General features: G+C 61.9%; 25 protein-coding genes. 14 read left to right on the forward strand and 11 right to left on the reverse strand.

Annotated features, from left to right (window positions below; all coding sequences use genetic code 11):
* Positions 1 to 16 precede the first annotated feature (16 nt).
* From der to ABZ728_RS04460, 3 genes are all read right to left on the reverse strand, one after another.
* The gene (gene der / locus ABZ728_RS04450) at positions 17 to 1,447 is read right to left on the reverse strand and encodes a ribosome biogenesis GTPase Der (protein WP_366654611.1); all 1,431 of its coding nucleotides are present in this window, start codon (positions 1,445 to 1,447) and stop codon (positions 17 to 19) included.
* 230 nt (positions 1,448 to 1,677) lie between these two features.
* Positions 1,678 to 3,006, reverse strand: coding sequence for a PQQ-binding-like beta-propeller repeat protein (locus ABZ728_RS04455; RefSeq protein WP_366654613.1), 1,329 nt, complete (start codon positions 3,004 to 3,006; stop codon positions 1,678 to 1,680).
* 98 nt (positions 3,007 to 3,104) lie between these two features.
* Complete coding sequence (locus tag ABZ728_RS04460) at positions 3,105 to 3,761, reverse strand: tetratricopeptide repeat protein (protein ID WP_366654615.1); 657 nt, start codon at positions 3,759 to 3,761, stop codon at positions 3,105 to 3,107.
* A gap of 297 nt (positions 3,762 to 4,058) precedes the next feature.
* Between ABZ728_RS04460 and ABZ728_RS04465 the strand changes: the two genes are divergently transcribed.
* The 3 genes from ABZ728_RS04465 to ABZ728_RS04475 all read left to right on the forward strand — a co-directional run bounded on the left by ABZ728_RS04465 (position 4,059) and on the right by ABZ728_RS04475 (position 5,219).
* Complete coding sequence (locus ABZ728_RS04465) at positions 4,059 to 4,448, forward strand: DUF2794 domain-containing protein (RefSeq protein ID WP_366654617.1); 390 nt, start codon at positions 4,059 to 4,061, stop codon at positions 4,446 to 4,448.
* A gap of 168 nt (positions 4,449 to 4,616) precedes the next feature.
* Positions 4,617 to 4,898 (forward strand): hypothetical protein, encoded by a 282-nt coding sequence (locus tag ABZ728_RS04470; protein ID WP_366654619.1) that lies wholly within the window; start codon positions 4,617 to 4,619, stop codon positions 4,896 to 4,898.
* A 132-nt stretch (positions 4,899 to 5,030) separates the two neighbouring features.
* Positions 5,031 to 5,219: a hypothetical protein gene (locus ABZ728_RS04475; protein ID WP_366654621.1), complete on the forward strand. Its 189-nt coding sequence runs from the start codon at positions 5,031 to 5,033 to the stop codon at positions 5,217 to 5,219.
* Between the two features lie 145 nt (positions 5,220 to 5,364).
* On the opposite strand, the gene ABZ728_RS04480 is transcribed toward ABZ728_RS04475, so the two are convergent.
* Positions 5,365 to 5,976, reverse strand: coding sequence for a hypothetical protein (locus ABZ728_RS04480; RefSeq protein ID WP_366654623.1), 612 nt, complete (start codon positions 5,974 to 5,976; stop codon positions 5,365 to 5,367).
* A gap of 279 nt (positions 5,977 to 6,255) precedes the next feature.
* On the opposite strand from ABZ728_RS04480, the gene mntR reads away from it, so the two are divergent.
* The 7 genes from mntR (at position 6,256) to ABZ728_RS04515 (ending at position 12,208) form a co-directional block, all read left to right on the forward strand.
* On the forward strand, positions 6,256 to 6,747 hold the full coding sequence (gene mntR, locus ABZ728_RS04485) for a manganese-binding transcriptional regulator MntR (RefSeq protein ID WP_366654625.1): 492 nt from the start codon (positions 6,256 to 6,258) through the stop codon (positions 6,745 to 6,747).
* Between the two features lie 120 nt (positions 6,748 to 6,867).
* A complete protein-coding gene (locus ABZ728_RS04490; protein WP_366654626.1) occupies positions 6,868 to 7,884 on the forward strand; it encodes a metal ABC transporter solute-binding protein, Zn/Mn family in 1,017 nt (338 codons plus the stop codon).
* A 21-nt stretch (positions 7,885 to 7,905) separates the two neighbouring features.
* The gene (locus tag ABZ728_RS04495) at positions 7,906 to 8,727 is read left to right on the forward strand and encodes a metal ABC transporter ATP-binding protein (protein ID WP_366654627.1); all 822 of its coding nucleotides are present in this window, start codon (positions 7,906 to 7,908) and stop codon (positions 8,725 to 8,727) included.
* Position 8,728: 1 nt separating this feature from the next.
* On the forward strand, positions 8,729 to 9,859 hold the full coding sequence (locus ABZ728_RS04500; protein ID WP_366654628.1) for a metal ABC transporter permease: 1,131 nt from the start codon (positions 8,729 to 8,731) through the stop codon (positions 9,857 to 9,859).
* Entirely contained in the window at positions 9,859 to 11,022 is a 1,164-nt protein-coding gene (locus tag ABZ728_RS04505) for a metal ABC transporter permease (protein ID WP_366654629.1), read from the forward strand. Before ABZ728_RS04500 ends, ABZ728_RS04505 begins: the two co-directional genes overlap by 1 nt.
* Positions 11,023 to 11,288: 266 nt before the next feature.
* Positions 11,289 to 11,696: a hypothetical protein gene (locus tag ABZ728_RS04510; protein WP_366654630.1), complete on the forward strand. Its 408-nt coding sequence runs from the start codon at positions 11,289 to 11,291 to the stop codon at positions 11,694 to 11,696.
* 35 nt (positions 11,697 to 11,731) lie between these two features.
* Positions 11,732 to 12,208, forward strand: a complete 477-nt coding sequence (locus tag ABZ728_RS04515) for a DUF2214 domain-containing protein (RefSeq protein WP_366654631.1) — start codon at positions 11,732 to 11,734, stop codon at positions 12,206 to 12,208.
* Between the two features lie 28 nt (positions 12,209 to 12,236).
* Here ABZ728_RS04515 and ABZ728_RS04520 read toward each other — a convergent pair whose 3' ends face one another.
* Together ABZ728_RS04520 and ABZ728_RS04525 are read right to left on the reverse strand one after the other, a co-directional pair.
* The gene (locus tag ABZ728_RS04520) at positions 12,237 to 12,602 is read right to left on the reverse strand and encodes an ArsC family reductase (RefSeq protein ID WP_366654633.1); all 366 of its coding nucleotides are present in this window, start codon (positions 12,600 to 12,602) and stop codon (positions 12,237 to 12,239) included.
* Positions 12,587 to 16,135: a PAS domain S-box protein gene (locus ABZ728_RS04525; RefSeq protein WP_366654635.1), complete on the reverse strand. Its 3,549-nt coding sequence runs from the start codon at positions 16,133 to 16,135 to the stop codon at positions 12,587 to 12,589. Before ABZ728_RS04525 ends, ABZ728_RS04520 begins: the two co-directional genes overlap by 16 nt.
* 332 nt (positions 16,136 to 16,467) lie before the next feature.
* Here ABZ728_RS04525 and ABZ728_RS04530 point away from each other — a divergent pair, with 332 nt between their 5' ends.
* A complete protein-coding gene (locus ABZ728_RS04530) occupies positions 16,468 to 17,334 on the forward strand; it encodes a transglutaminase family protein (RefSeq protein ID WP_366654636.1) in 867 nt (288 codons plus the stop codon).
* 72 nt (positions 17,335 to 17,406) lie between these two features.
* The gene (locus ABZ728_RS04535; protein ID WP_366654637.1) at positions 17,407 to 18,063 is read left to right on the forward strand and encodes a TMEM175 family protein; all 657 of its coding nucleotides are present in this window, start codon (positions 17,407 to 17,409) and stop codon (positions 18,061 to 18,063) included.
* Positions 18,064 to 18,160: 97 nt separating this feature from the next.
* On the opposite strand, the gene ABZ728_RS04540 is transcribed toward ABZ728_RS04535, so the two are convergent.
* Positions 18,161 to 18,910, reverse strand: coding sequence for an endonuclease/exonuclease/phosphatase family protein (locus ABZ728_RS04540; RefSeq protein WP_366655089.1), 750 nt, complete (start codon positions 18,908 to 18,910; stop codon positions 18,161 to 18,163).
* A gap of 45 nt (positions 18,911 to 18,955) precedes the next feature.
* Here ABZ728_RS04540 and ABZ728_RS04545 point away from each other — a divergent pair, with 45 nt between their 5' ends.
* Positions 18,956 to 19,906 carry a lysylphosphatidylglycerol synthase domain-containing protein gene (locus ABZ728_RS04545; RefSeq protein ID WP_366654639.1) on the forward strand — a complete coding sequence of 317 codons (951 nt, stop codon included), beginning with the start codon at positions 18,956 to 18,958 and terminating at the stop codon, positions 19,904 to 19,906.
* Here the strand turns inward: ABZ728_RS04545 and ABZ728_RS04550 are convergent.
* Positions 19,877 to 21,472 carry a phospholipase D-like domain-containing protein gene (locus ABZ728_RS04550; protein ID WP_366654641.1) on the reverse strand — a complete coding sequence of 532 codons (1,596 nt, stop codon included), beginning with the start codon at positions 21,470 to 21,472 and terminating at the stop codon, positions 19,877 to 19,879. The genes ABZ728_RS04545 and ABZ728_RS04550 overlap by 30 nt on opposite strands.
* Before the next feature lie 246 nt (positions 21,473 to 21,718).
* Here ABZ728_RS04550 and ABZ728_RS04555 point away from each other — a divergent pair, with 246 nt between their 5' ends.
* Entirely contained in the window at positions 21,719 to 22,033 is a 315-nt protein-coding gene (locus tag ABZ728_RS04555; protein ID WP_366654642.1) for a hypothetical protein, read from the forward strand.
* A gap of 101 nt (positions 22,034 to 22,134) precedes the next feature.
* Here ABZ728_RS04555 and ABZ728_RS04560 read toward each other — a convergent pair whose 3' ends face one another.
* Genes ABZ728_RS04560 through arsB form a run of 3 tightly spaced genes read right to left on the reverse strand, consistent with a single transcriptional unit; the run spans position 22,135 to position 24,363 of the window.
* The gene (locus ABZ728_RS04560) at positions 22,135 to 22,830 is read right to left on the reverse strand and encodes a VIT family protein (RefSeq protein WP_366654644.1); all 696 of its coding nucleotides are present in this window, start codon (positions 22,828 to 22,830) and stop codon (positions 22,135 to 22,137) included.
* Complete coding sequence (locus ABZ728_RS04565; RefSeq protein ID WP_366654645.1) at positions 22,827 to 23,231, reverse strand: OsmC family protein; 405 nt, start codon at positions 23,229 to 23,231, stop codon at positions 22,827 to 22,829. Before ABZ728_RS04565 ends, ABZ728_RS04560 begins: the two co-directional genes overlap by 4 nt.
* 37 nt (positions 23,232 to 23,268) lie before the next feature.
* Positions 23,269 to 24,363, reverse strand: a complete 1,095-nt coding sequence (arsB, locus tag ABZ728_RS04570) for an ACR3 family arsenite efflux transporter (RefSeq protein WP_366654647.1) — start codon at positions 24,361 to 24,363, stop codon at positions 23,269 to 23,271.
* Positions 24,364 to 24,368: the final 5 nt, after the last annotated feature.

Consider the following 24,368-nt stretch of genomic DNA (forward strand, 5'->3'; position numbering starts at 1 on the left):
GACGGCTGCGGTTCGATCAGCCCTTGTCGTAGGGGTTCTTGATCTTGCGCAGCAACAGCCTGATCGGAACTCCCGGCATGTCGAATGCGTCACGCAGCCCGTTCACCAGATAGCGCGAATACGCGTCGGGCAGTTCGTCCGGCCGCGTCGACCACAGGGCGAAGGTCGGCGGCCGCGCCTTGACCTGAGTAATATAGCGCAGCTTCAGTCGCCGCCCCGAAACCATCGGCGGCGGATGGGACTCCATCATCGCATAGAGCCACCGATTGAGACGCGCCGTTGACACCCGCTTGTTCCAGATATCGTAGGTTTCGAGAACCGTATCCATCAGCAGGGTCAGCCGTTGGCCGCGCAGCGCCGAGATCGTGACGGTCGCGACATCGCGAACCTGAGCCAATGACGTTTCCAGCCGATCCTTGAGGCGGCGGATGACCGCCTTGTGATCAGCGACGGTGTCCCATTTGTTCACCGCGACGACCAGAGCGCGCCCTTCCTCGACGACGTGCCGAGCGATGGTCAGGTCCTGCTTGTCGAGAATGCTTTCGGCATCCATGACCAGAACGACGACCTGCGACAGGCGCACACTGTTCAAAGCATCCGAAACCGACAGCCGCTCGACCTTGTTCTGCACACGGCTGCGCCGACGCATGCCAGCGGTATCGACAAGCCGGATGGCGCGATCCTTGTATGACCAGTCAACAGAAATGCTGTCGCGGGTAACGCCCGGCTCCGGTCCGGTCAGAACCCGGTCGTCGTGCAGCAGGGCGTTGACCAGGGTCGATTTTCCGGCATTCGGGCGGCCGATGATGGCGAGCTGGATCGGTCCGGCAGCCAGCGCGTCAGGTGCCGGGACGGTGTCATCCTCGGCCAGCCGGGCCAGTTCTTCCTCGTCGAGTTCCAGCGGATCGATACCGCCGTCGTCGTCGCCCGCTGTCGAGGGCGGCGGCGCGTCGGGCCGTTCATACGGCAGCAGCGCCTCGACCAGATCGGCCATCCCCTGGCCATGCGCCGCAGAGAGCGGCACGGGATCGCCAAGGCCCAGTTCGAACGCCTCGTACAGCCCGGCATCGCCCTTGCGGCCCTCGCATTTATTGGCCACCAGGATCACGGGTGTCGGAGATTTCCTCAGTTCTTCGGCAAACTGGCGATCCATCTGCGTCAGTCCGGCCCGCGCATCGTAAATCAACAGCGCGACATCGGCCTCGGCCAATGCGCGTTCGGTCTGCCCCCGCATGCGAAAGGCAAGCGTCCCCTCCTCCGCGTCCTCGAGACCAGCGGTATCGATGGCGGTGAACGAAAACGACCCGATACGCGCCTTGCCATAGCGACGGTCGCGGGTAACGCCGGGGGTGTCGTCGACCAGCGCAAGCGACCGCCCGATCAGACGATTGAACAGCGTGGATTTTCCGACATTCGGCCGGCCGAGAATGGCGACGGTCAGAGCCATGGCCCGATTAACTTCCTGGTTCATGAAAATGGGGGCCCGAACCAATCGGACCCCGCCTTCGGACAACTACGAGCGGCGAGCAGCAGTCCGGACGGCACCGGACTACCATATCACGCAAAGCCGGTCTCGGCACAACATGCCGGAACCGGACCGGCGATTGGCAATCGGCTCACCAGTCGGACCCGAAATCGGACCCGGTCTGAACCGGCGCGCTGCCGAAATCAGCCGGGCTACCGATAGGCGATCAGCGTCGCGTTGTCATCGAGGACATAAAGCGTTCCGTTGGCGACAACCGGCGGAACCGACGAGCCGGCACCGATCTCGAAGCTGTCCACGACCTCGCCCGAGCGGGGATCGAGGACCGCCGCCGTTCCGTGCGACCCTACCGCGATCAGCCGGCCTCCGGCCAATATCGGACCGCTCCAGAGCAGCGGGTCGGTCTGGCTGTCCGGATAGCGATACCGATCGAGCTGACGAGCCCAGCGGACACGGCCATCCGTTCGCGAAAGGGCGACAACCTGATTGCCGGATGTCACGGCGAAAACCGTATCGCCGTCCAGCCACGGTGTCGTGCCACCTCCGGCTTGCTGCTCCCATATGCGGGCGCCGCTGCGAACATCCACGGCAATCATCCGCCCGCTCTGACCCGATGCAATCGCAATCGGTCCGTCGATGACGACATCGGCCGTCACGTCGGAGATGTTGGCCCGGCCACGGCGCAATGTTGCGACGCTGTCGACCCAGAGCTCCAGGCCCGATTCCTGCCGCAAAGCGTAGATATCGCCCGACGAATAGGGTGCGATGGCGACGCCGGGCGCAATCGACGGTCCGGCACCGCCCAGAAGGCCGGTCGGTTCCTCGATCGCGGTGTGCGACCAGCGCGGCTGGCCGTTGCCGGCATCGAGCGCGTGCATCTGGTTGTTGGCGGTTATCGCATAGACGGTATTTCCGGCCACGGTCGGGGCGCTGCGGATCGGCGCACCGATCTTGCGTGTCCAGATCAGGCCGCCATTGCTGGGGTCGACGGCGACCACTTCTCCGAAGCCGGTCGTGGCGAACAATTTTCCGTCGGCGAATGCAAGACCACCCGCCTGGCCGCGTCCCCGTTCGTCGGGATCGCCAACGCGGACGCGCCAACGCTGGTTGCCCGACGTCGCGTCGACGGCTGCCACCCGACCCTCGGCATCCATGGTGTAGACCGTTCCGCCGGCGACGATCGGCCGCGCCGTCACGCGCCGGATGCTGCCGCTGCCCGTACCGACATCAGTCGCCCAGACCCGAGAAAGCGGGTAGTTGAGAGCGGGATGGTCAGGATTCGCCGCCGCATTACCGCCGGCCAGTGGCCAGGCAGCATTGGTCGTCGGCGACGATATCTGGATCGGCGCGCCGGAAAGCGCCCCGTCCGGAGACAGTGTTTCCGAGGATTCCATGACCGCGATGCGTTGACCCGGCAACGGCGGATCGTCCTGACCGCCAAACCACGTATCGCAGCCGGCAACTGCCAGCACGACGGCCGCGAGTGATCCTATACGGACTAATGCACCCCCAGTTTCGATCACCCTCGACCTCCTTTCGACGCCCGTCTTCTTGTTGGCGCCTGATTTGCCCGTGCCTGAAATCAAGTCATTAACCTGGACGTCATGAACTCGTCCCCACGTCATGAACCCGACGGCGCGGCTTGTCCATCGTGCAGCGCCAGCATCTCTGACGCACGGGATCGAATACCCGGCGGCGCGTCTTCGCTGTCGGCCAGCGCCTGCCATTCCGGGATGGCATCGGCGATGCGCCCCTCGCGGCTATAGAGGAGCGCCACCATTTCGCGTGCGGAGAAGCGCCAGGGACTGGTACCGGCAGCAAGCGGCGTCAGGTCATCGCGGAGCGAGGCAGGGTCGCCATTATCCAGATCGTGCAGAACAGCGAGCACGGTCGCGGCGTCGGACCACGGAGCCTGTGTCTGTTCGGCGATCAGACGATACGCCGCGACGGCGTCCTCGCGCCTGCCCGATTCGGCGAGCAATGCGGCCTCGTGGAAGCGGGCAACCGTCAACTGGCCGCCATCGGCCGACTGCAGATAGGACTGAATGGCCGCAAGGCCGGCCTCGGTGTCTTCCGCCGCCGTTTCGCTCGCCCTGATCAACTCGGCGGTTTGTGCGCGGTCGCGGTTTTCGGCGTAATTCTGATAGAATACCCACCCCGCCGATGCCGCCACGACGAACACGACAGCCGCGACGATCCAGGTCCCATAGCGCTGCCAGACCTGTTTGGCGCGGTCCTCGCGCATTGACTCGTCGATTTCACGGAAAATATCGGACATCGTACTCGGCCATCCCGTCGCGTGGGCGTCATGCCCGGTGAGTTCAAGCCCAACGAATTTGGGCCCGGCAGTCTTGCCAGGGGCGGACAGAGATCGGCCCGCCTGTTGGCGAGTTACCAATCCCCCGCGACCGGGTCAAGCACGACCGCCGGTCGCCCCCCGTTCATCCCTCCATTCGCCCCCGACCGGGGGCCAATTCGGTCCAGTGGACGATTGCTGGACGCGGAGCCCTTTTCGATGAACAATACGTGAAAAAGTGGGAGTGTCGATCTTCAGGCGTAACGGAGTCACCACACCATGTCTTCCGCAATGGAAACGCCCCCCGTGCACCGGAAAGCCGGCCAACGGGACAGCCGCATTGTCCGGCTTTCGGATTATCGGCGAAAACGCGCAGGCCGGGTCTTCTTCGATCGTTCCGAACTGTCCCAGCTCCTGGCTCTCTACAGCACCCATGTCTCTGAAGGCGACTGGCGGGACTATGCCATCGACCACTCGTCCGGCATAGCGGTCTTCAGCGTGTTTCGTCATACCCATGACAAGGCCCTGTTCTCGATTGCGAAGATCCCGCAACCGCGCGGCATCGAGTTCGCGGTGTTCGACTCCAACCGCCGGATTGCACGCTCCTCGTCGCTGAGGGATGCCATCGACTGTCTGAGGCGACCGCGGCTCAGGGTGATCAGCGACTGAAGAGCCGGTCCGCCCCCCGCACTGGCCCAGCTGCCGGTCGGGGGCCGTCGTTATGACGCGTTTGTTCTTGTTATGTTCTCATCCAGGGGATACCATCGCCGCCATGGCGCCGACATTCCGGCCGCCACTTGATGACATGCCCTTCAAAGACATGGCGGAACCGATGATATGGGTGCGATCAAACGGGAACAACTGGACCGGCAGGAGAAGGCGGCAGGACAGCCGGCAACGCTATCGGATCTCCATGCCGGCGGCAACGATGTCTTTTGCTGGTGCAATCGCTGCCGGCACAACGCGGTCGTGCCGTTGGCGACATTGATTGGCCGTCTGGGAGCGGCTTTTCCGGTCCCGGAAGTCGGCGCACGAATGGTTTGCGGGCGCTGCGGCGCCAGAGATGTCGCGACCCGGCCGGCCTGGCCCCATGAAGCACCGGTTACCCGTCATGGCTGAAGTCGGTGCACCCGACCCAAACGGGGTAGGCTCCCGCATCCGATAACGGAAAAGTTCACAAAATAGTCTCTGAACCAAACGACCACTATGAGCGTATACTTGAATGAACAACTTAACCGGAGGGACGGCAAGATGCTGACACAAACCGATATAAACGCTATCGCCCTATCCCTTGACGCAAGCCTGGGAGAAACAGCGATAGCCGCCGCCGTGCTGAGAGCACAATGGGCAAGCGCCAGCGGCGACCAGGACAAGACATACAACTGGAAGCGCATTGCCGAACAGTTGGAAGTCATGCGGGCGAGCACGACGGTCCATTGAACGCCATGTTCTACCCACAGGAAAAGGGCCGGCTGTCGATGGAAGACAGCCGGCCCTTATAGTCTGAATCGCGACAATCGACACTATTCAGTTCGATATCACGCGCGCCTGGTCTCGTTCGGTGACGGGCCGATGAACTGCGCGTTCAATCGGTGACGTCGGAACCGGTATAGCGCTTGAACAGAAGCTTTACGGTCTGTTTGGCAAGATTCTTGTCCGCCGAATTCAGTATATGCTGATCGCCGTAGCGGCCTGAATTATAATTGATTTTCCAGCGTCGGCTGCGCTGGAAAAAACCCTTGCTGTGGTGCAGTTCGCCGCCCAGGACGCCGCTGTAATTGCCGATGATGAATTGTTCTCTGGCAGCCGCGCCGCCGACCATTTGCGAAAGCACCGTACCCCCGCGTATGTGGCTGGCCAGGGTCGGATGCCCGAGCATCAGGAATTTCCGCAGATCGTCATCGGACATGACGATATTCGGGAAGAATTTTGCCATGAAAGCCTTGATGGCGCCAAGGCTGGTCGCCTCGAACCCGATGATGAGTTGTGACCACAGCCCCATCGGGCTTTCTTTCAGAAGCCAGTTGATGACAATGCCGTTCATGCGCCATTCCGGGTCGAGCGGCGTGGGTTCCTGCGACAGATCCAGCCAGAACGGATTGTAGGCGACTCCCTGCTCGGTCGACTTGACCTTTGGCGGGCTGTGCGAAACGCCGGAGGCTCCCCCACGATGAACACCAAGTGTAATATCAGGCATGATCCACCCCTATAGTTGCAATATGCGGTCTTATACACAACCGGCGCACTGCCGGTGACTTTGTCCGAGGAAAATCACAGATTATCCGTATCCAGCGTACTTGCAGCAAAATTCGACGAAGGGATGTGAGTTCGTGAGATTGCAGAACGGGCGCGGTCGCAGGGGGGCACAGGGGGGGACACACAGCAACGGGCCGTCGCATATAGCAAGCTCTATACAAATTGCCTGTGAGAATGATAATGAGACGCCAGCCGCAATGGAACGACGCCCCCTGCCCCGATGAAAAACCCCAAGCGCGCCCGCACCAACCAGCCGGCCCTGATCGATGCCGAAAGCCACGCGGAAGGTTTCCGCAAGGCCCGCAATGCCCGTCGGACCGAATTGGCGGAAGATTACGTCGAGTTGATCGCCGATTTCATGGACGCCCATGGCGAAGCCCGACAGGTCGACATCGCCCAGCGCCTGGGCGTGGCTCAACCGACCGTCGCCAAAATGCTCAAGCGGCTGGACGAGGAAGGACTGATCTCACGCCGCCCGTATCGGGGCGTCTTTTTGACCGACGCCGGCAAACAGCTTGCCGAGACCAGCCGCAAGCGCCATCAGCTCGTTGAGGCTTTCCTGTTATCGCTGGGGGTTGGACACGATGCCGCGCGCAGCGACGCGGAAGGCATCGAACACCATGTCAGTGACGAAACGCTTCAGGCGTTCGAGCGATTTCTCCATGGCCGCACTACCGGTCCCGGCAGAATCCCGGACGAAACCCCGGACTGAGGATGAGCCGGGCTGAAAACCGAATTCCGGAGCGGGCCGGCTCGGCACCGGTGTGATCCCATTGACATATGCGGCACCAAAATATAGCCTAGGCTAATTCTCTTACGGAAGGCAAACTGGATGACAAATGGGTATAGGATAAAGCTGCGGCTCGCCCCGCTGGCCAGGTCGTTGCCACTGATGGTTCTGTCAGCAGTTGCCGGCACGACCGTCGCTAATGCCGATTCCACGCCATCGAATGACACCCCGCTCGACGTCGTGGTGACGATCGGGATGATCGGCGATGTCGTGAAGAATGTCGGCGGCGACTGCGTAACAGTGACCGCCCTTATGGGGCCCGGCGTCGACCCTCATTTATATCAGGCAAGCGCGCGGGACGTTCAGGCCTTTCGCGACGCACAGGTCATCTTCTATTCGGGATATACACTTGAGGGACAACTCGGCGACGTTCTGGAACGCTTCTCCGAGACAAAGCCGACGGTTGCGGTCTCCCCGGCATCAATTCCTCCCGAAGAATTGATCACCGTGCAGGACGGCTCCGGCAACGACCCGCATTTATGGATGGATGCCGGCTTGTGGTCGCGCATCGTCCCCACGATCGCCGGGACGATGACGGAACTTCGCCCCGATTGCGGCGACGCGATCGAGGCGAACGCCGCCTCGTATGCCGCCCAACTTGCCGCGTTGGACGACTGGGTCCATGAAAGCGTTGCCACCATACCAGAGGATCGGCGCACGATGATCACGGCTCATGACGCTTTCGCCTATTATGGCCGGGCCTACGGAATAGACGTCGTCGGCATTCAGGGCATCAGCACTGAAGCCGAAGCCTCGGTCGCAGACATTCGCGAAACGGCGGACATGGTTGCGGAACTGGGCGTACCGGCGGTCTTCGTGGAAACAACGATCAACCCCCGGACGATGCAGGCCGTCATCGATGCGGCCAGGCAAGGCGGACACGACGTCGAGATTGGCGGAGAACTTTATTCCGACGCGATGGGTGACGACGGTACCGCGAGCGGTACATATATCGGTATGATACATTCCAACACCGTCCACATCGTCGACGCTCTGGGCGGGACGGTGCCTCCCCTGCCCGACGCCCTGGCCGGCTGGGCAGAACAGTGGAACCTGTAGCAACCGGATCGGGAGCGCGACATGAATGATTTGCTTCATGAGCCGTCGCTCGCACTGCATGTCGAAGACCTGACAGTCAGCTATCACAGCAAACCTGTCCTTTGGGATATCGATTTCGACGTCCCGCCCGGCATGATGACGGCGATTATCGGGCCCAACGGTGCGGGAAAAAGCACGCTGATCAAGGCTGTTCTCGGTCTGATACGGCCGACAGCGGGCCATGTCCGCATTTTCGGACGTCCCTACAAGGCGCAGAGACGGCGGGTCGGCTATGTGCCGCAACGCTCCAGCGTCGATTGGGATTTTCCGACGACCGCTCTCGACGTCGTGACGATGGGCCTCTACGGGCATCTCGGCTGGCTGAGACGCCCCGGCCGGCTGGAGCGGGAAGAAGCCACCCACGCCCTGGATCAGGTCGGTATGGCAGATTACGCCGGCCGCCAGATCAGCCAGCTTTCCGGAGGGCAGCAGCAGCGCGTGTTTCTGGCGCGCGCGCTGGTTCAGCAGGCCGACGTCTATTTTCTGGACGAACCCATGGCCGGCGTGGACGCAACGACGGAACGCGCCATCGTCGACATCCTGCGCACGCTCCGCGATCAGGGCAAGACGCTGATTGTCGTCCATCACGATCTCCAGACGGTGCGCGACTATTTCGACTGGCTGCTGATCCTCAATGTTCGCGCGGTCGCCCAGGGCCGCGTGCGCGACGTCTATACGGCCGAAAATCTGCGCCGGGCTTATGGCGGCCGGATCGCCCTGATCGAGCACGAGACGTTTCCGGGCAGCGAAACCGTAGCGCCGCGCCGGGACCCAGGCAGAGCCCGGATCGGGAACGAGGGATAGAATGCTGGCGCTGTTCCAGGACTACACCATTCAAACAGTCGCCATCGGTGCGGCGCTGCTCGGGATTATCAGCGGCGTGCTTGGCTGTTTCGCTGTCCTGCGCAAGCAGAGCCTGCTCGGCGACACCCTGTCCCACGCGGCACTGCCGGGCATCTGTCTCGGCTTCATGGTCGCGGGAACGCGGCATATGGGCAGCATCCTGTTCGGCGCACTGCTCACCGGCGCGCTCGCCGCGCTGGTTATTCTGCTCCTGACGCGCAACAGCCGCCTGAAAACGGATGCCGGGATGGGGATCGCGCTGAGTGTTTTCTTCGCCGTTGGCGTTGTGCTGCTGACATATATCCAGGGAACCGGCAATGCGGCGCAAGGAGGGCTCGACTCTTTCCTTTTCGGGCAGGCTGCGGCGATTCTGCGCAGCGATCTGTGGATCATGGGCGCGATCACAGTGGCCGCGATCGGGCTTGTCGCGGCGTTCTGGAAGGAGTTCAAGCTCGTTTCCTTCGATCCCGGCTTTGCACAGTCGCTGGGCATGCCGGTAGCAGCGCTCGACGTGGTCCTGACCGTCATGATCGCTCTTGCGGTCGTGGTTGGTCTGCAGATGGTGGGTGTGGTCCTGATGGCGGCAATGGTGATCGCACCCGCGGTGGCAGCACGGCAATGGACCCACCGGCTCGAAGTCATGGTCGTGCTCGCGGCCGTCATCGGCATGGCGTCAGGCGTTTTCGGCGCCGTCCTCAGCGCGACGGCCCGCGGACTGGCAACCGGACCGCTGATCGTGCTCAGCGTATCCGCCGTTGTGATCGTATCGCTGGTGGCGGCGCCCGAACACGGCCTGTTGTGGAACGGCCTTCGCCGATGGCGCGACGGACGCCGACTCGAAGGCCAGCAGGTGCTGACCTCGCTCTATCGGCTGGCGGCCGACCACGACAACCCGACGTTTCCCGCGGAACAGGCTGCGGTCGACACCTATCACGGCGTCGGTACGCAGCGGGCGCTAAAAAAACTCCAGGCGCAGGGCATGGTCCGGCCGGTTGCCCACCAGCCCGAGAAAACGGCGCATTGGGAACTGACGCCGGCCGGCATCGTCGAAGCGCGCCGCATCCTGGACACACTGGGCCGGGAGACAAGGTGATGCTGGAAGCATTCTTCGACAACCCGGCGATCATGATCATGCTGACGGGCGCCCTGGTCGGTATCGCCGCAACCCTGGTCGGCACGTTTCTGGTGCTGCGCGGCAACAGCATGCTGTCCGACGCCATCAGCCATTCGATCGTATTCGGCATCGTCATCGTCTGGCTTCTGACCCATGCGCAGAGCGGGCCCGTGCAGATCGTCGGTGCGGCCCTGACGGGCCTGTTGACCGTCTTCCTGACCGAACTGCTGGTCAGCACCAACCGCGTGAAGCATGACGCGGCCATCGGATTGGTATTCCCGGTACTGTTTTCGATCGGTGTGCTGCTCCTCAACCTCTATGCCCGTGACGTCCATATCGACCAGCATACCGTGCTGCTGGGCGAGATCGGCTTCGTCTGGCTCGACACGATGATGATCGGCGGCTACAGGGTGCCCCAATCACTGATCTGGATGGGCGCGATGGCGCTGGCCAATCTGCTGTTCGTCGCCTTCCTCTACAAGGAGCTAAAGCTGGCGACATTCGACCCGGCGCTCGCCAAGGCATTGGGCTTCGCGCCGGGCTTCCTGTTCTATGCGCTGTTGATGTTTACCAGCGCCACGGCTGTCGCGGCATTCGATGCCGTCGGCGCGATTCTTTTCATCGCATTTGTCATCGTTCCGCCGTCCGCGGCCTATCTGCTGACCGATCGGCTATGGATGATGCTCGGCCTCGGCTCGGCCATAGCCGTGGCGTCGAGCGTCGGCGGGTACTATGCAGCCGTCGCCTGGAATGTTTCGATCAGCGGCATGATGGCCGTCATGACCGGCGTTTTCCTGGCGCTGGCCTTTTTGTTCGGGCCCCGCTATGGCGTCATCGCCCAGCACATCCGCCGCCAAAGCCAGACCCGCGCCAACGAAAGCCGAACCCTGGCCGTCCATCTCTACAACCACGAGGATGAACCGAACCAGGGCGAGGAGAATGTCGCCCACGCACTGATGGAGCATCTAAGGTGGGATCGGACCAAGGCCCGCCGTATCGTGCTGCGCGGTCTCGACCAGGGTCTGATCACCCGCGACGGGGAATTGCTGCAGCTGACGGCGAAGGGACGGGCAGTCGCGCTGGAAATCCTCGAACCGTGGCGGCACGAGACCGTCACCGAAGCGCCAGCGGATCACGCGTGATCTGAGGTCGATTGCGCTGCCGGTCCTGAGCCCACGCTGCCAGGGCTCCCCCGGCGCGCGTGGATCCCGGACGTCGCTTCGCTCCTCCGGGAAAGGGATCGGTGGCGATGCGGCATGCAATGACGCTTCGCTGATCCGGGGATGAGGAAGGGACAATGCCGATCATCAATGTTGCCAGCACTTGACCCCCCATCGCCGCAGGCAAATATGACGCAGACGATCTGGACCCGCAGGGCACAAGGGGCGCGCTGATGGGAGACGGACGGATGAAGCTGATCAAATCGCTAACCTGTGGTATCCGGTTTGGACTGTTCGCGGCATTGATCGCAGTCGGGCCGCTGGTCCCTGGCGGAAATGCTGCCGCTCATCATGGCTGGGAATGGACGTCCGGTGCGCCGTTCGAACTTTCGGGCACGATCGAGGACATATATATCGGCCAGCCGCACCCGACACTGACGATCCGGTCCGACGGAAACCTCTGGGAGGTCGATCTGGCCCCTGTCGGCGCGACGACCAACGCCGGCTTCGTTGAAGGCGTGGCGTCACCGGGCGACGCGGTCACGGTATACGGCCATCGCTCACGAAATGAATCCGAATACGCGATGAAGGCCGTCCGCGTCGTGGTCGGGGGTGGAACCTACGACGTCTATCCCGAACGCGCCCGGGCGTTTTAGGGCAGCTTCAACGTGGCCGCCAGGCGACTTCGTCCGTGTTGACCGCCCTTTTCGACCAACTGGAATCGTGGCCGGTTGCCGCAGCGCTGAGGACATCGGTCACCGTATACCCGCTGGTCACTGCAGGCCATATTTTCGGTATCGCCCTGCTGATCGGGGCCATCGTGCCCGTCGATCTGCGCCTGCTGGGCGTGTTTCACCGCGTTTCGCTGCCGGATCTCGCGACAGTTCTGATCCGCTTTGCGGCGACCGGACTGGGCATCGCCGCCGTGTCGGGGTTTCTGCTGTTCGCGGTCAACCCGCATGAATACGCCGCCAACCCGGCTTTTCTCACCAAGATATCCCTGGTTGCGGTTGGGACAGCCAACGCTCTGGCGCTCAGGGTCACGTCCGGATGGCAAAGAGCGTGCAAGGGCGGGACGATCACGCCGGGCCTTCGTGCCTCGGCCGTGGTGTCTCTGGCTGTCTGGCCGGCGGCGCTGATTTCCGGACGCTGGATCGGGTTTCTGTAGCGGCCATTGGACTCGCCCCATCGCGGTATCAGGCCGGCGCCGGACCGAACACCTGCTCATATTTTTCCGTACTGAACCCGACGGTGATGCGGCCATCGACGTCGAGAACCGGTCGTTTGATCATCGAGGGATAGGTCACCATCAAATCGACAGCCCGGTCGGCATCAAGGTCCGATTTATCGACATCGGGCAGCTTTCGGAACGTGGTGCCGGCCCGGTTCAGCAGCACCGGCCAATCCACCAAGCGAAGCCATTGGCCGAGGCGATCACGGTCGACGCCGTCCTTCTTGTAGTCATGGAAACGATAGTTGATGCCGCGGCCGTCGAGCCAGGCCCGCGCCTTCTTCATCGTGTCGCAGTTGCGGATGCCATAGATCGTCACTTCAGTGGACATCGATCACCATTCTCGTCGAGAACCTTGCGAATCTTGGCAGACAGTTCCTGATATCGATACGGCTTGCTCAGCAGATGCACACCGGGATCAAGGCGCCCGTGGTGGACGATCGCATTTTCGGTATAGCCCGAGGTGAAAAGCACCCGCAATTCCGGATACAGGTCCTGTGCGAACCGCGCAAGCTGGCGACCGTTGATTCCGCCGGGCATGACGACATCGGTGAAAAGCAGATCGAAACCGGATGTATTCTTCACAATCTCCATCGCCTCCACACCATTTGTTGCGCCCGTGACGCGGTACCCCAACCCCATGAGCCGCGCGATCAGATGTTCCCGAACGAGGTCGTCGTCTTCGACCACCAGAATGTGCTCATTGCCGCCGACCGGCCGCGGATCCGCTGCCTTTCGCTCATCGTCGGACGGCCGGGCGTAAACCCGGGGGAAATACAGCCGGACGGTCGTACCTTCACCCGTTTCGGTATAGATCTTCATATGGCCGTCGGACTGCTTCACGAAACCATAAATCATGCTGAGTCCGAGACCGCTGCCTTTGCCGACTTCCTTGGTCGTGAAAAACGGTTCCACGGCCCTGCTGGCCACATCCGGTCCCATCCCGAGACCCGTGTCGGAGATCGAAATCATCACGTACTGGCCGGGACTGACTTCCTGATGCGCCCGTGCATAGGCGTCGTCCAAAACTGTGTTCGCAGTCTCGATGGTAAGAAAGCCACCGTCGGGCATCGCATCGCGGGCGTTGAGAGCGAGGTTCAGCATAGCCACTTCAAGTTGCCCGGCATCCACCTCGGTTGTCCAGAGGCCGCCGGCCTGAACGATCTCCAGGCTGATTTCCTCGCTCAGCGTTCTTCTGAGCAGGCCATCCATACTGGCCACAACCCGATTGACATTGATCCGTTTGGGTTCCAACGCCTGCCGGCGGGCGAAGGCCAGCAAGCGGTTCGTCAGGTCGGCACCACGCTCCGCAGCTGTGACCATCATGTCGGCCATGGACCGAAGCTGCGTCTGGTTCTGAAGCCGTTCCACCAGGATTTCGGCATTGCCGAGGATCACCGTCAGCAAATTGTTGAAATCGTGGGCGACCCCACCGGTCAGCTGGCCAACGGCCTCCAGTTTTTGCGATTGGCGCAGCCGCTCGTCGAGTTGCCTTTGCTCGGTGATGTCGGTCAGGCTGCCGAGCATCCGGACGGTATCGCCGGAGTCGTTGCGAATGGCAAATCCTCGGCTATAGACGGTGAGATAATGCCCTTCGGCGTGGGCAAACCGGTATTCGGTGTTCCAGCTTGCCGCCGCCCCTTCGGTGACAGTGCGCACCGCCGCCATCACATGCTCCCTGTCGTCGGCATGAATGCGGTTCATCCAGGCCGATCCCGGCTCCATGGTCACGTCGCCCGACATGACCGATCCGTTGACGGAACCGCCGAAATGATTGACGAGACCTTCGTTCCACCAGATCGTATCGGCCTCGAAATTCCAGTCGAAGATCACGTCGTTGGTCGCTTTGGCGACCAGACGGAAGCGCTCTTCGCTGATCCGGATGGCCTCTTCTGTGCGTTTTCGCGCCGTGATATCGCGTTCGACGGCGACGAAATGTGTGTGGTGCCCGGCTTCATCCACGATCGGCGAAATGTCGATGTCGAGCCATAGCGGATCGCCGTCCCTGGTATAATTGACCAGTTCAACACGCACGGACTCGTTGTTCTCCATCGCCCGGCGGATCGTATCCAGCTCGCGTCGGCCGGTTTCCGGCCCCTGCAGGAAACGCGGCGACCAGCCCAGAACCTCATCCCGGCTATAGCCCGTTCGCCGGACGAATGCATCGTTCACATAGACGATCCTGGGCCCGTCCGGTTCGTCAATCGGCGTTGCTTCGGTAATGATCAACAGATCGTTCTGCCGCGAGACGGCAGCTTCAAGCAGGCGAAGCTGCTCTTCGCGTGCCCGCTTCTCGGTGATATCCCTGAAATAGACGGCCAACCCGTCCGGAGCCGGATAGGCGCTGACTTCGAACCATTTGGCGAGCGGCGGGAAATATTCAACGAAGCGGGCCGCTTTCCGCGTCGAAGCCGCGCGTTCATACTGCGTTTGAAATGCCATGCCGACCGCATCGGGGAATTCCTCCCAGATCCGCCGGCCGACCAGATCCTTCCGGCCTCGGCTCAGCAGAATCTCGGCCTGGCCGTTCAGGAACGTGAACCGCCAGTCGGTATCGAGCATGAAAACGGCATCGCTCATGCTCTCCAGCGTCTGGAGCAGCCGCTGAGACAATCCCGCCGTCCGCTGCTGCGCTGCGACCAGCTCGGAGATATCCTGAAATGCCCCCCGAACCGCCTGTATGGCTCCGTCGGCGTCGTACTCGGCCTCTCCGATCGATCGGACCCAAACCCGATTGCCTTTCCCCGTAACGATCTGCAGGACTTCATCATAGGGATGCCCCCGCTCGGCGCAGGCGGTGAAGAGGTCGAGGACGCGATCCCGGTACTCCGGTGCATAGAATTCGATCGCACTGTCGAGGTCAGGCGTTTGAGAGACGTCGATCTCGTGAATTTCGGCGGTCACGGGCGACCAGGTGACGTGGCGAGTAGCCAGATCGACGCGCCAGCCACCGAGGCTGGCGGCCTGTCCGGCAATCCTGATCAGGGTATTTGCCTCAATCAGATCGGCTTCAGCGCGCTTCTGCCGTGTCACATCCTGCATGACACCGGTATAGACCCGGCCGGCGGAGGTGGCCGCCAATTCGCCGACTCCCCGGATTTGCAGAATTTCACCGGTGGGTCGGACCATCCGATACTCAAACTCGATGACCGGATCGTGCGATTCCTGATATCCCTGGTACAGGGCCTGGATGCGCTGCCGGTCGTCAGGATGGACCAGACCGAGAAGCCCCTGAAAGTCCGACGAAAACGTCTCCCGGTCCACGCCAAACAATTCGTACCCGCTGTCGGACAGAACAAGGGCGCCGCTGTCAAGGTTGAGCGACCACATGCCAAGGCCCAACAGTCGCTGGGCCGTGCGCAGATGAGCGTCCTGTTGCTTCAATCTTTTGTTGGCGGCCTTCAGATTGCGAGCGTCGGCGGGCGCCGCCTCGAACATGGAACGAAAATGATCGGCCGACTCCTCTGCCGCCAGGCGCGCCTGGCGTTCGCGCTCCAGCAGTGCATCGCGCTCCCGCTCCATCTCGACGATCGCCGAAATGTCCCGGACCGAGGCGAGGATCGCCTTCTTCCCCTCATGCTCGATCACGTGCCAGCGAATATCGACATCGATCAAATCGCCGCCCTTCGTTCGCAACCGCCACCGACCGCCCTCATAGAATCCCGACTCCAGCCTGCGGACGGAGGCCAGTAGCGCCGGCACATCTTCGGGAGGACGAATATCCGCTATCGTTCTCGAAAGCAGTTCCGCGCGGGAATACCCGAACTTTTCGACCGCGGTCCCGTTGACATCCAGTAGCTTCAGCGTACCGGGATCGTAAATCCACATTGGATCCGGATGATTCTCGAACAAATACAGGCTCATAAAATCACCGTACGCCTCGGACTCTGGAGCATGCCACTATTCAATGCTTCAGCTGAATACAGATGATTGAATCCGGAGAACGACCGGCAGAACGGTTAACATTTTCTCGATCACAACGGCACATTGCGTGCGCCCTCCATTGCGTCGCCTGCCGGATCGGCACACATACGTAGGATCCGATCATTGTCCATCAGAAATCGGAAATCCAGTGTTACGGTCTGCGCAGAGCGGCGCATAAGAACAGCTACCCTTGCGGCGATGTTACGGCACGCCGTCACGCGATATCGTGGGATCGCCGGTTCGGCGACACTTTTTTCGTGCAGGAGTAACCCTTGGTCCTGTTGAACATCCGCCACAAGACGACCTATCGCTATCGCATGCCGGTAGCGCTCAATCCGCACCGCCTCATGCTGCGGCCGCGAGAGAGCCGCGACCTGCGGCTCCATGCCATGGACCTTGCGATCGAACCGGCCGCGCATATTGCATGGATGCAGGATATCGTCGGCAACAGCGTGGCAACAGCAAGTTTCCCGGCCATGACCACCGACCTCGCTATCGAGAGCCTCGTCCAGGTGCAACTGAACAGCGTTGCCTGGCCGGTTTTCGACATAGCAGCCTCTGCCATTTCGTATCCTTTTGCCTATGGCAGGGACGAGCAAACCGACCTCGGCGCTCTGGCGGTCCCTCAGCACGAGGACCCGAGGGGCGAATTACGCGATTGGGTAGCCGGGTTCGTTTATGCGACGCCGACCGACACGCTGGCACTGCTCAAGGACGTGAATGCCGGCGTCGCGTCGTGGATCAGCTATCTCAGCCGCGACGACGAGGGCACCCAACCGCCATTGCAGACTCTGGGTAGGCGCTGCGGATCCTGCCGCGATCTGGCGGTGCTGTTTGCCGAAGCCGTCCGCGTGCTGGGATTTGGCGCACGCATCGTATCCGGCTATCTGTACGATCCCGACCGGCGGGCCGTGGGATCCGGCGGCGACGGTACCACTCATGCCTGGGCGGACGTCTATTTGCCCGGTGCCGGATGGATCGCCTTCGACCCGACCAATCGCAGCGTTGGTGGCGCCAACCTGATTCCAACGGCGGTCGGCCGTGACATCGGTCTCGTCGTACCGGTCGCGGGGAGCTTCGCCGGCGAAAGCCGGGATTTCGACGGGATGACGGTCGAAGTCGCCGTCACCGACCGGTAGCCGCACCCGCAACGAGGCACGGCCGCTGCTATCCCTCGACAGTCGCCTCGATCGGCTTGTAAGATCACGGCCATGAAACGCGACCCGACCGAAGACGAACCGCTTTTGGCCTCGTGGTATGCAAGAGGTACGATTGAATTCGATCGGATCAACACACTGACGGATGGCGTCTTTGCCATTGCATTGACGTTGCTCGTCTTCGATGTCGAAGTACCCGATCCTGTTCCCGTCAGTCTCGGCGATCTGGCCGGCCTTTGGCAGAATCTGCTGGCGTTCGGGCTGAGTTTTGCGGTGATCCTGCGCTTCTGGCTGCTCCATCATCGGTTTACCGCAATCGTCCGGGCATTGGAGCCTGGGCTGATCCTGCTGACATTCCTCATGCTGGGGCTGGTGGCGCTGGTCCCCTTCACGACCGCCCTGCTCAGTGCCGCTGGCCCGGTCAGCCATGCCGCCGTCGTGCCGTATCTGGGATTGCTGATCGGAATCGGACTGGTCCAGACGCTGATGCTCGCGCGCGCCCGTGGCGCAAATGCGTTTCGCTGGCCCGTCGGCCGCGATGTCCATCGCTTTGCCGTCGGCAGTTTTCTGGCCTGGGTGGGGGTTGTCTCGGTGGCAACAGCGGTAGCATTTGTCCTGCCGCCAGCAGGCATCGCCCTGCTCATCCTGGGCTGGCCGGTGGAGATGATTCTGTCCCGCTATGCCCCCGTTGGCTATGAGAGCATGCCCTGACCCTGGCTTCTCCCCGAACCTCCGCAGCTTGCTGCCCTGGTGCGGCGCGTCTTCGGAACAATACCCGCCCTTGGCAGTTGCTTTCGGTGATCGATGATCAAAGCAAGGAAACGGATGCCACCAGCGGCAGATGATCGGACGCCGTTTTCGCGGTGCGGCTGGACTCGACACTCGTATTCAGGGCCGACAGACCAGCGCTCAGGAAAATATGGTCGATACGCAACATCGGGATTCGGGACGGAAAGGTGGCACGCGCGCGCCCCGCAGCAGATGCGGCTGCGTCCGTGAGGCGCCCCGCGATGGCATTATAGGCTGCGGACCGTGGCATCGCGTTGAAATCGCCCATCAATATCGTCGGGAGATGCACGACCTCCTGATGCTTCAGCCATGCCGGCCCCAACAGTGTGTCGGCCTGGATGATGCGTTCCCGGCGGCGAAGGCCCAGATGCGTGTTCACGACCGCAACCGCCGCGCCCCCGACGTCGATCTTCACTGCCAGCGCGCCGCGGGGTTCCCCAAGCGAGGGCAGTGCGGCGGCCTTGATCAGATGGGACGGAAAGCGTGACAGAATGGCATCGCCGTATTTTTCTTCCTCCACATGCATGGCCGGGTGAAAATGCGATTCCATCGACAGGTGGCGGGCGATGGCAACCGCCTGATCGACACCCCCGGTCCGATGCCGTCCCACATCGAGTTCCTGCAGCGCAACGATATCGGGCTCCGAGGCCGCGATGACATCGGCTATGCGCGCCGGATCGAGTCGGCGATCCGTGCCGATGCAGCGGTGCACGTTATAGGTCATGATGCGGAAGATGTGCGGCCGGCCGGCGCCGGAGACAGCGTTCATATCCAACCCAGGGACTTCCCGTAGTCGACAACAATGGCGGACAGATTGACGCAAAATATGTCGATTTCGCGCATACTGCTCAGAATTGGTATCGCCGCGGCGATCTGCGGGGCGGCCTGGCTGATTTATCGCGCCCTCAACCGCTATAGCTTCGGCGAAATCACCGATGCGCTTTCGACCATATCGGCGGGTCGGTTGATCGCCGCTGTGGCCTTTGCCGCAGGATCCTATCTTTGCCTTACGGGCTTCGATTATCTCGGCATTCGCTATTCAGGAAATCGCCTGGCCTATCGCCGCGTGGCGCTGGCGTCCTTCACCAGTCTGTCGATCGGCCACAATGTCGGCGTCGCCGCACTCAGCAGCGGGGCCATCCGTTACCGCTTCTACAGCCGTTGGGGCCTCAATGCCGAACATGTCGCAAAGATCATCATCTTTTCCGGGATTACCGTCGGTCTCGGACTGGTCACGATCGGCGGCATCGGCCTGCTGATGTATCCCGAAGACGCCGAAAGCCTGATGAACATGAGCGAACGGGCCGTCATCGGCGCAGCACTCGCCTGCCTCGCCGTGCCGGCAGCCTATCTCGCCGCATCGGTATTTGTCCGGGGTACCGTCCGGGTCCGGCGCTGGCATTTCCGCCTGCCGCGGCCCGGACTCGCCATCGCACAGATCGCTGTCGGCGCCGCGAACTACGCTTTCGTGGCCGCCTGTCTGCACCAACTACTGACGGCTCTTGCGCCCGTGCCCTACCTGGAAGTGGCGGCCGTCTATGCGATCGCAAACGGCACTGCGCTGGTCAGCCATGTGCCCGGCGGACTTGGGGTTCTGGAAGCAACGGTCGTCTTTCTGCTGCCCGGTGCCGGTTCGGTCGCCGCGATGATCGCATTTCGCATTGTCTATTTTTTCGTTCCACTCGCATTGGGCCTACCCCTGTTCCTGGGCAGCGAATATTTCATGCGACCCGGATCATCGGCCTCGCCCCGATCCGCCGAATAACCGTCTCAAGCCATCAATGAGTCGCTGTAGCGGCCAATAGGGCTGACGCGGATCGAGAAGTCCGGTCGCCGGCAGCGGCGTGATGCCGCCCTTCTCGATGCCCACGTCATAGCCTCGGAGCCCGCGCGGCTTCACGTTCAGACGATCGACAGCTTTCAACAGCGAGCCGGTGTCGGCGATCGCGCGTTCGACGCTTTGCGCATCACTGCCCAGATGCTCTGCCAGCAGTCTGTTGCGGAAACCCGCGATCGCCGTTCGATGCCCTTGATGATCAGCTTCGACCGCCACGTCGCATTCGGTATCGAGGCCCTCGGACCGGTTGTTCAGGTTGGACGAGCCGACCCGCACGAAGCGGTCGTCTATCACGATTACCTTGGAGTGTATCAGGACCTCCAGCTCCGCGCTTCCGCCCCCATCTCCCGATTGGTCTCCCGCCGTTTCGTCGGGCACCACCGCGTACATGACGCGCAGCCGCCCGTTAGGGTCATGGCGTTTCAATCGCCGGATGAGACGGTCGCGATTATGGGCCATCATGAACTGCTCGATGATACCTCGCGAACTCTGCGTTGCGATGACGAGTATCTCCGGCCCATCCGGTTCCTGCAGCTTCTCCGCAATGGCCCGCCCAACCCGGAACGAGGCGAAATACTGGGTTTCGATATAAACGTGCCGCCGGCTGGCCGCGATGGCGTCCAGCGTCAGGTTGATGGCTTCGTGATGGGCCGCCCGGCCGACAAGCCGTGGCACCGTGCGGGCGAGCGCGATGCGGCAGCTTTCGAACAAGGGCTCGACACCGGCGGGCCAGAACGCTGGCGACCGTTCAACCGGCGGCGGCGCCTCGCCGATGGCATCCTTCCAGCGCGTCTCGGCCAATTCGGCGACGTCACGTGCCGCCGGACCGGAAAAGGCAGCCTGAAGATCATGCACGGGGCCATAGCTATCGCCATTCGGCTTGAGTCTGACGGCGGAATGAGCTTCATGCGCGGACATGTCCCAGCGTCCCGACGTCAGATCAATACCGCCGACGAATGCCAGCGTGTCATCGATACAAACGATTTTCTGATGCTGCGCGCCACGCAGCGGTTGCCGCCGGTCAAAACGAAGGAATATGCGCGGATGGTCGGCCCATGGGTGATGCGTGAACAGATGCAGGGATTTGCTGGAGTAAATCGGGCCGAGCGCCCAGACCAGCAGGCGGATCTCCAGCCCCTCTCGCGTCTCGACCAGACGGCGCAGGCGTGACCCAAGTGAAACGGCGTCCGGCTGATCGGGGCGCAGGGTTATCTCGGGATCGAAATCCCACCCGATAATCCAGATGCGTTTGGCGGCGTTGTCCAAAGCCTTGTCCAACGCGCTGAAATAGGCAGCACCATCGACGAGAAGGGCTGCGCGGTCGGCCGAACTCAGGCGCCAGCAATTGTCTGGTGGCCGGCAGATGCGCGCCGACGGTTCTTGACTATCGTTCAGTGCTTTCACCTCGCCGTTCTCGCTGGCCAACTGGCGCCCCGGCGATGGTGACCCGCCGTCGCGCTTCAGCACCACCATGTGCGCAGAACGGTCCGGCATCAAGGCGAAACCGGCCGGTCGTATCGGCGGGGCAGTTTCTCGCTATTGTCCTTCAGGTTACTGCTGCGCTTCCTATCCCCTTCCATCATCGCGGCCTTACACATGTTGGCATCCTGGTAACATCTCACTCCGGACAAACGCCGACCGGCGGCCGGTTGTTCCCGCACCTGCCGGCAACCGAACGCCCGAAGGAACCAAAACGGGCCGGACAGCGTTTTTCGTTGGCCTTCCAAAGGAGAACCGACCATGGCCGATGATAGTGTCAAGACGATCCACGCAACCTTTTCCACGCGGGAAGCGGCAGAGATTGCGATCGAACGTCTCGTGCAGGAGTACGGGATCGATCGGGCCGATATCTTCGTGCAGCCGGCCGATGCCGAGAACACCGCCGGATCGGAACCTTCCGGCGGCGACGTCTCCGAACGCGAGGGCGAACGCTCACCCTTCGGGGCGCCGCTTCATGGCAGTGTCCAGGTGTCGGCGGATGTAAGCGGCGACGAGATCGCAAACGCCGAAGCGGCATTGCGCGATGCCGGCGCTTCTGACGTGGAGACGCGTTGATCGATAACGACTTAACCCACACCAAGCGCCACGGCACCACTAAAGGACCGGCTTCAGGTCATTGTCAACAGGAGCCTCGTGATCATGACTATGTGTATTTGCTAAACCACCGAGCCGACGAGTGCGCCGATGCCCGCAGTCAGAGCCATTGCGAGTGCCCCCCAGAACGTGACGCGCAAGGTCGCCCTGACAACATTTGCGCCGCCGGCGCGGGCGCCAACCGCTCCCAGCAGGGCCAGAAACAATAGCGAAGCGATCGAGACGACCGGAACAAGAAGCGGTGTCGGTGAAACAACGACCATAAGCAGTGGCATCGCCGCCCCAATGGAGAACATCGCGCCGGAAGTCAGGGCAGCCTGGATCGGGCGCGCCGTTGTCACCTCGGAAATGCCAAGTTCATCCTGCGCGTGCGCGCCGAGCGCATCCCTGGCCATCAGCTGCTCGGCGACTTTGCAGGCCAGTTCCCGCTCAACGCCCCGCTGCACATAAATCTGCGCCAATTCTTCGCGCTCGAAAGCGGGCTGGCTTACAAGCTCCGCACGCTCTCGGGCAAGATCTGCCTGCTCGGTGTCGGACTGCGAACTGACCGAGACATATTCCCCGGCGGCCATGGACATGGCACCGGCAACAAGACCGGCAATACCGGCGACGACCACTTCACCGGTTCCCGCCGATGCCGCCGCCACACCCACGATCAGGCTCGCGGTAGAAACGATGCCGTCATTGGCGCCGAGCACGGCGGCGCGCAACCACCCGATGCGCGTGACCAGATGACGCTCAGTGTGGGGGCGGCTCATTCACGCCTCCGGATCCTGCCTTCCAGCTTCGTGGCTTCCGCGACCGTATTCGAGATGGTGCCGAACTTGCGGACGTTCGTATGCATAAGCTCAAGCCGGCGGTCATCCTCGTCGGTATCCACGATGATCTCGTAGTCGATGGAGATCATCTTCGGCGGGCTGTCCTGCCGAACACCGTGCAGTCTCACCTCAACGCCGCGCAGTTCGAACTTCAGCATTGGCATGACGCGCTCGATTCCCTTGATCATGCAGGCCGCCACTGACGCCAGAAACAACTCGGCCGGGTTGAACGCATCGTCACGGCCCTTGATATCGGTATCGAGAGTGATGTCGGCCTTCTTCGTCGTGGCGAGGCTACCGTGGTCGTCGACGCGGCGTGCATGAACGGAGTATTCCAGCATCGGGTTTCATCCTTGCTTCAGCGGCACCACAGGATATTTATTGCCGCACCTCTTCGGTCCGCAAGCTCGACGCGGCAGAGGATTCAGCGTCCTCATCCGCGGCCGGAAAATACCTGCGGGTCCGGTTCGATAAGGCGACGAGGGAAAGCATCACCGGAACCTCGACCAGAACGCCGACGACCGTCACCAGCGCCGCACCGGAATTCAGGCCGAACAGGCCGATCGCGACCGCAACCGCCAGTTCGAAGAAATTCGACGTACCGATCAGGGCGCAGGGTGCGGCGACATTATGCGGCACACGCCAGATCCAGGCAGCCGCATAGGCAATGGCGAATATTCCGTAGGACTGAATCAGCAGCGGGACGGCGATCAGCGCGATCAGCAACGGCCGTTCCAGAATGACCTGCCCCTGAAAGCCAAACAACAGAACCACGGTGGCCAACAGTCCCAGAATCGAAAAAGGCTTCACCGAAGCCGTGAAGCTGGACACACGGGCCTCGCCGCGCACGCCGTTTCCGGCCTTCCGGACCAGAACCGCCCGTGTCGCGGCACCCGCCGCCAACGGAATGATGACGTAGAGCACAACGGACAGAAGCAGGGTTTCCCAGGGTACTTCGATGTCAGTGACGCCAAGAAGCAGCGCGACGATCGGCGCAAAGGCGAAGATCATGATGACGTCGTTGAGTGACACCTGAACGAGCGTGTAGTTCGCGTCACCGCGCGTCAATTGCGACCAGATGAATACCATGGCCGTACACGGTGCGGCGCCGAGCAGGATCAGCCCCGCAATGTATTGCCCGGCATCGGCCGGGTCGATCAGGTCGGCGAAAACAAACTCGAAGAAGAGCACGCCGAGCGCCGCCATCGTGAATGGCTTGATCAACCAGTTCACGACTACTGTGATGATGAGACCTTTTGGACGTCTGTGGACATGGCGGAGGCTTGCGAAATCGACCGCGACCATCATCGGGTAGACCATTGCCCAGATGAGCATGGCAACGACCAGATTGACCGAAGCGTATTCCCACGATGCGACGGTCTGGAAAAGCCCGGGGAGCAATGTACCCAGCGCCACGCCCACGATGATGCAGAGTGCAACCCAGAGCGAGAGATAGCGGTCAAATACCGACACTTCGG

Source organism: Fodinicurvata sp. EGI_FJ10296 (genome assembly GCF_040712075.1).
Lineage (GTDB): Bacteria > Pseudomonadota > Alphaproteobacteria > DSM-16000 > Inquilinaceae > JBFCVL01.

What these genes read in the sequence shown, in the direction of transcription:
- ABZ728_RS04555 (WP_366654642.1), top strand. Translation starts at nt 21,719, where the DNA reads ATGGCCGATGATAGTGTCAAGACGATCCACGCAACCTTTTCCACGCGG.
- ABZ728_RS04540 (WP_366655089.1), bottom strand. Translation starts at nt 18,910, where the DNA reads ATGAACGCTGTCTCCGGCGCCGGCCGGCCGCACATCTTCCGCATCATG.
- ABZ728_RS04480 (WP_366654623.1), bottom strand. Translation starts at nt 5,976, where the DNA reads ATGCCTGATATTACACTTGGTGTTCATCGTGGGGGAGCCTCCGGCGTT.
- ABZ728_RS04460 (WP_366654615.1), bottom strand. Translation starts at nt 3,761, where the DNA reads ATGTCCGATATTTTCCGTGAAATCGACGAGTCAATGCGCGAGGACCGC.
- ABZ728_RS04550 (WP_366654641.1), bottom strand. Translation starts at nt 21,472, where the DNA reads ATGCCGGACCGTTCTGCGCACATGGTGGTGCTGAAGCGCGACGGCGGG.
- ABZ728_RS04500 (WP_366654628.1), top strand. Translation starts at nt 8,729, where the DNA reads ATGCTGGCGCTGTTCCAGGACTACACCATTCAAACAGTCGCCATCGGT.
- ABZ728_RS04525 (WP_366654635.1), bottom strand. Translation starts at nt 16,135, where the DNA reads ATGAGCCTGTATTTGTTCGAGAATCATCCGGATCCAATGTGGATTTAC.
- ABZ728_RS04490 (WP_366654626.1), top strand. Translation starts at nt 6,868, where the DNA reads ATGACAAATGGGTATAGGATAAAGCTGCGGCTCGCCCCGCTGGCCAGG.
- ABZ728_RS04475 (WP_366654621.1), top strand. Translation starts at nt 5,031, where the DNA reads ATGCTGACACAAACCGATATAAACGCTATCGCCCTATCCCTTGACGCA.
- ABZ728_RS04470 (WP_366654619.1), top strand. Translation starts at nt 4,617, where the DNA reads ATGGGTGCGATCAAACGGGAACAACTGGACCGGCAGGAGAAGGCGGCA.
- ABZ728_RS04565 (WP_366654645.1), bottom strand. Translation starts at nt 23,231, where the DNA reads ATGCTGGAATACTCCGTTCATGCACGCCGCGTCGACGACCACGGTAGC.
- ABZ728_RS04510 (WP_366654630.1), top strand. Translation starts at nt 11,289, where the DNA reads ATGAAGCTGATCAAATCGCTAACCTGTGGTATCCGGTTTGGACTGTTC.
- ABZ728_RS04465 (WP_366654617.1), top strand. Translation starts at nt 4,059, where the DNA reads ATGTCTTCCGCAATGGAAACGCCCCCCGTGCACCGGAAAGCCGGCCAA.
- ABZ728_RS04505 (WP_366654629.1), top strand. Translation starts at nt 9,859, where the DNA reads ATGCTGGAAGCATTCTTCGACAACCCGGCGATCATGATCATGCTGACG.
- mntR (WP_366654625.1), top strand. Translation starts at nt 6,256, where the DNA reads ATGAAAAACCCCAAGCGCGCCCGCACCAACCAGCCGGCCCTGATCGAT.
- ABZ728_RS04495 (WP_366654627.1), top strand. Translation starts at nt 7,906, where the DNA reads ATGAATGATTTGCTTCATGAGCCGTCGCTCGCACTGCATGTCGAAGAC.
- ABZ728_RS04535 (WP_366654637.1), top strand. Translation starts at nt 17,407, where the DNA reads ATGAAACGCGACCCGACCGAAGACGAACCGCTTTTGGCCTCGTGGTAT.
- der (WP_366654611.1), bottom strand. Translation starts at nt 1,447, where the DNA reads ATGGCTCTGACCGTCGCCATTCTCGGCCGGCCGAATGTCGGAAAATCC.
- ABZ728_RS04560 (WP_366654644.1), bottom strand. Translation starts at nt 22,830, where the DNA reads ATGAGCCGCCCCCACACTGAGCGTCATCTGGTCACGCGCATCGGGTGG.
- ABZ728_RS04520 (WP_366654633.1), bottom strand. Translation starts at nt 12,602, where the DNA reads ATGTCCACTGAAGTGACGATCTATGGCATCCGCAACTGCGACACGATG.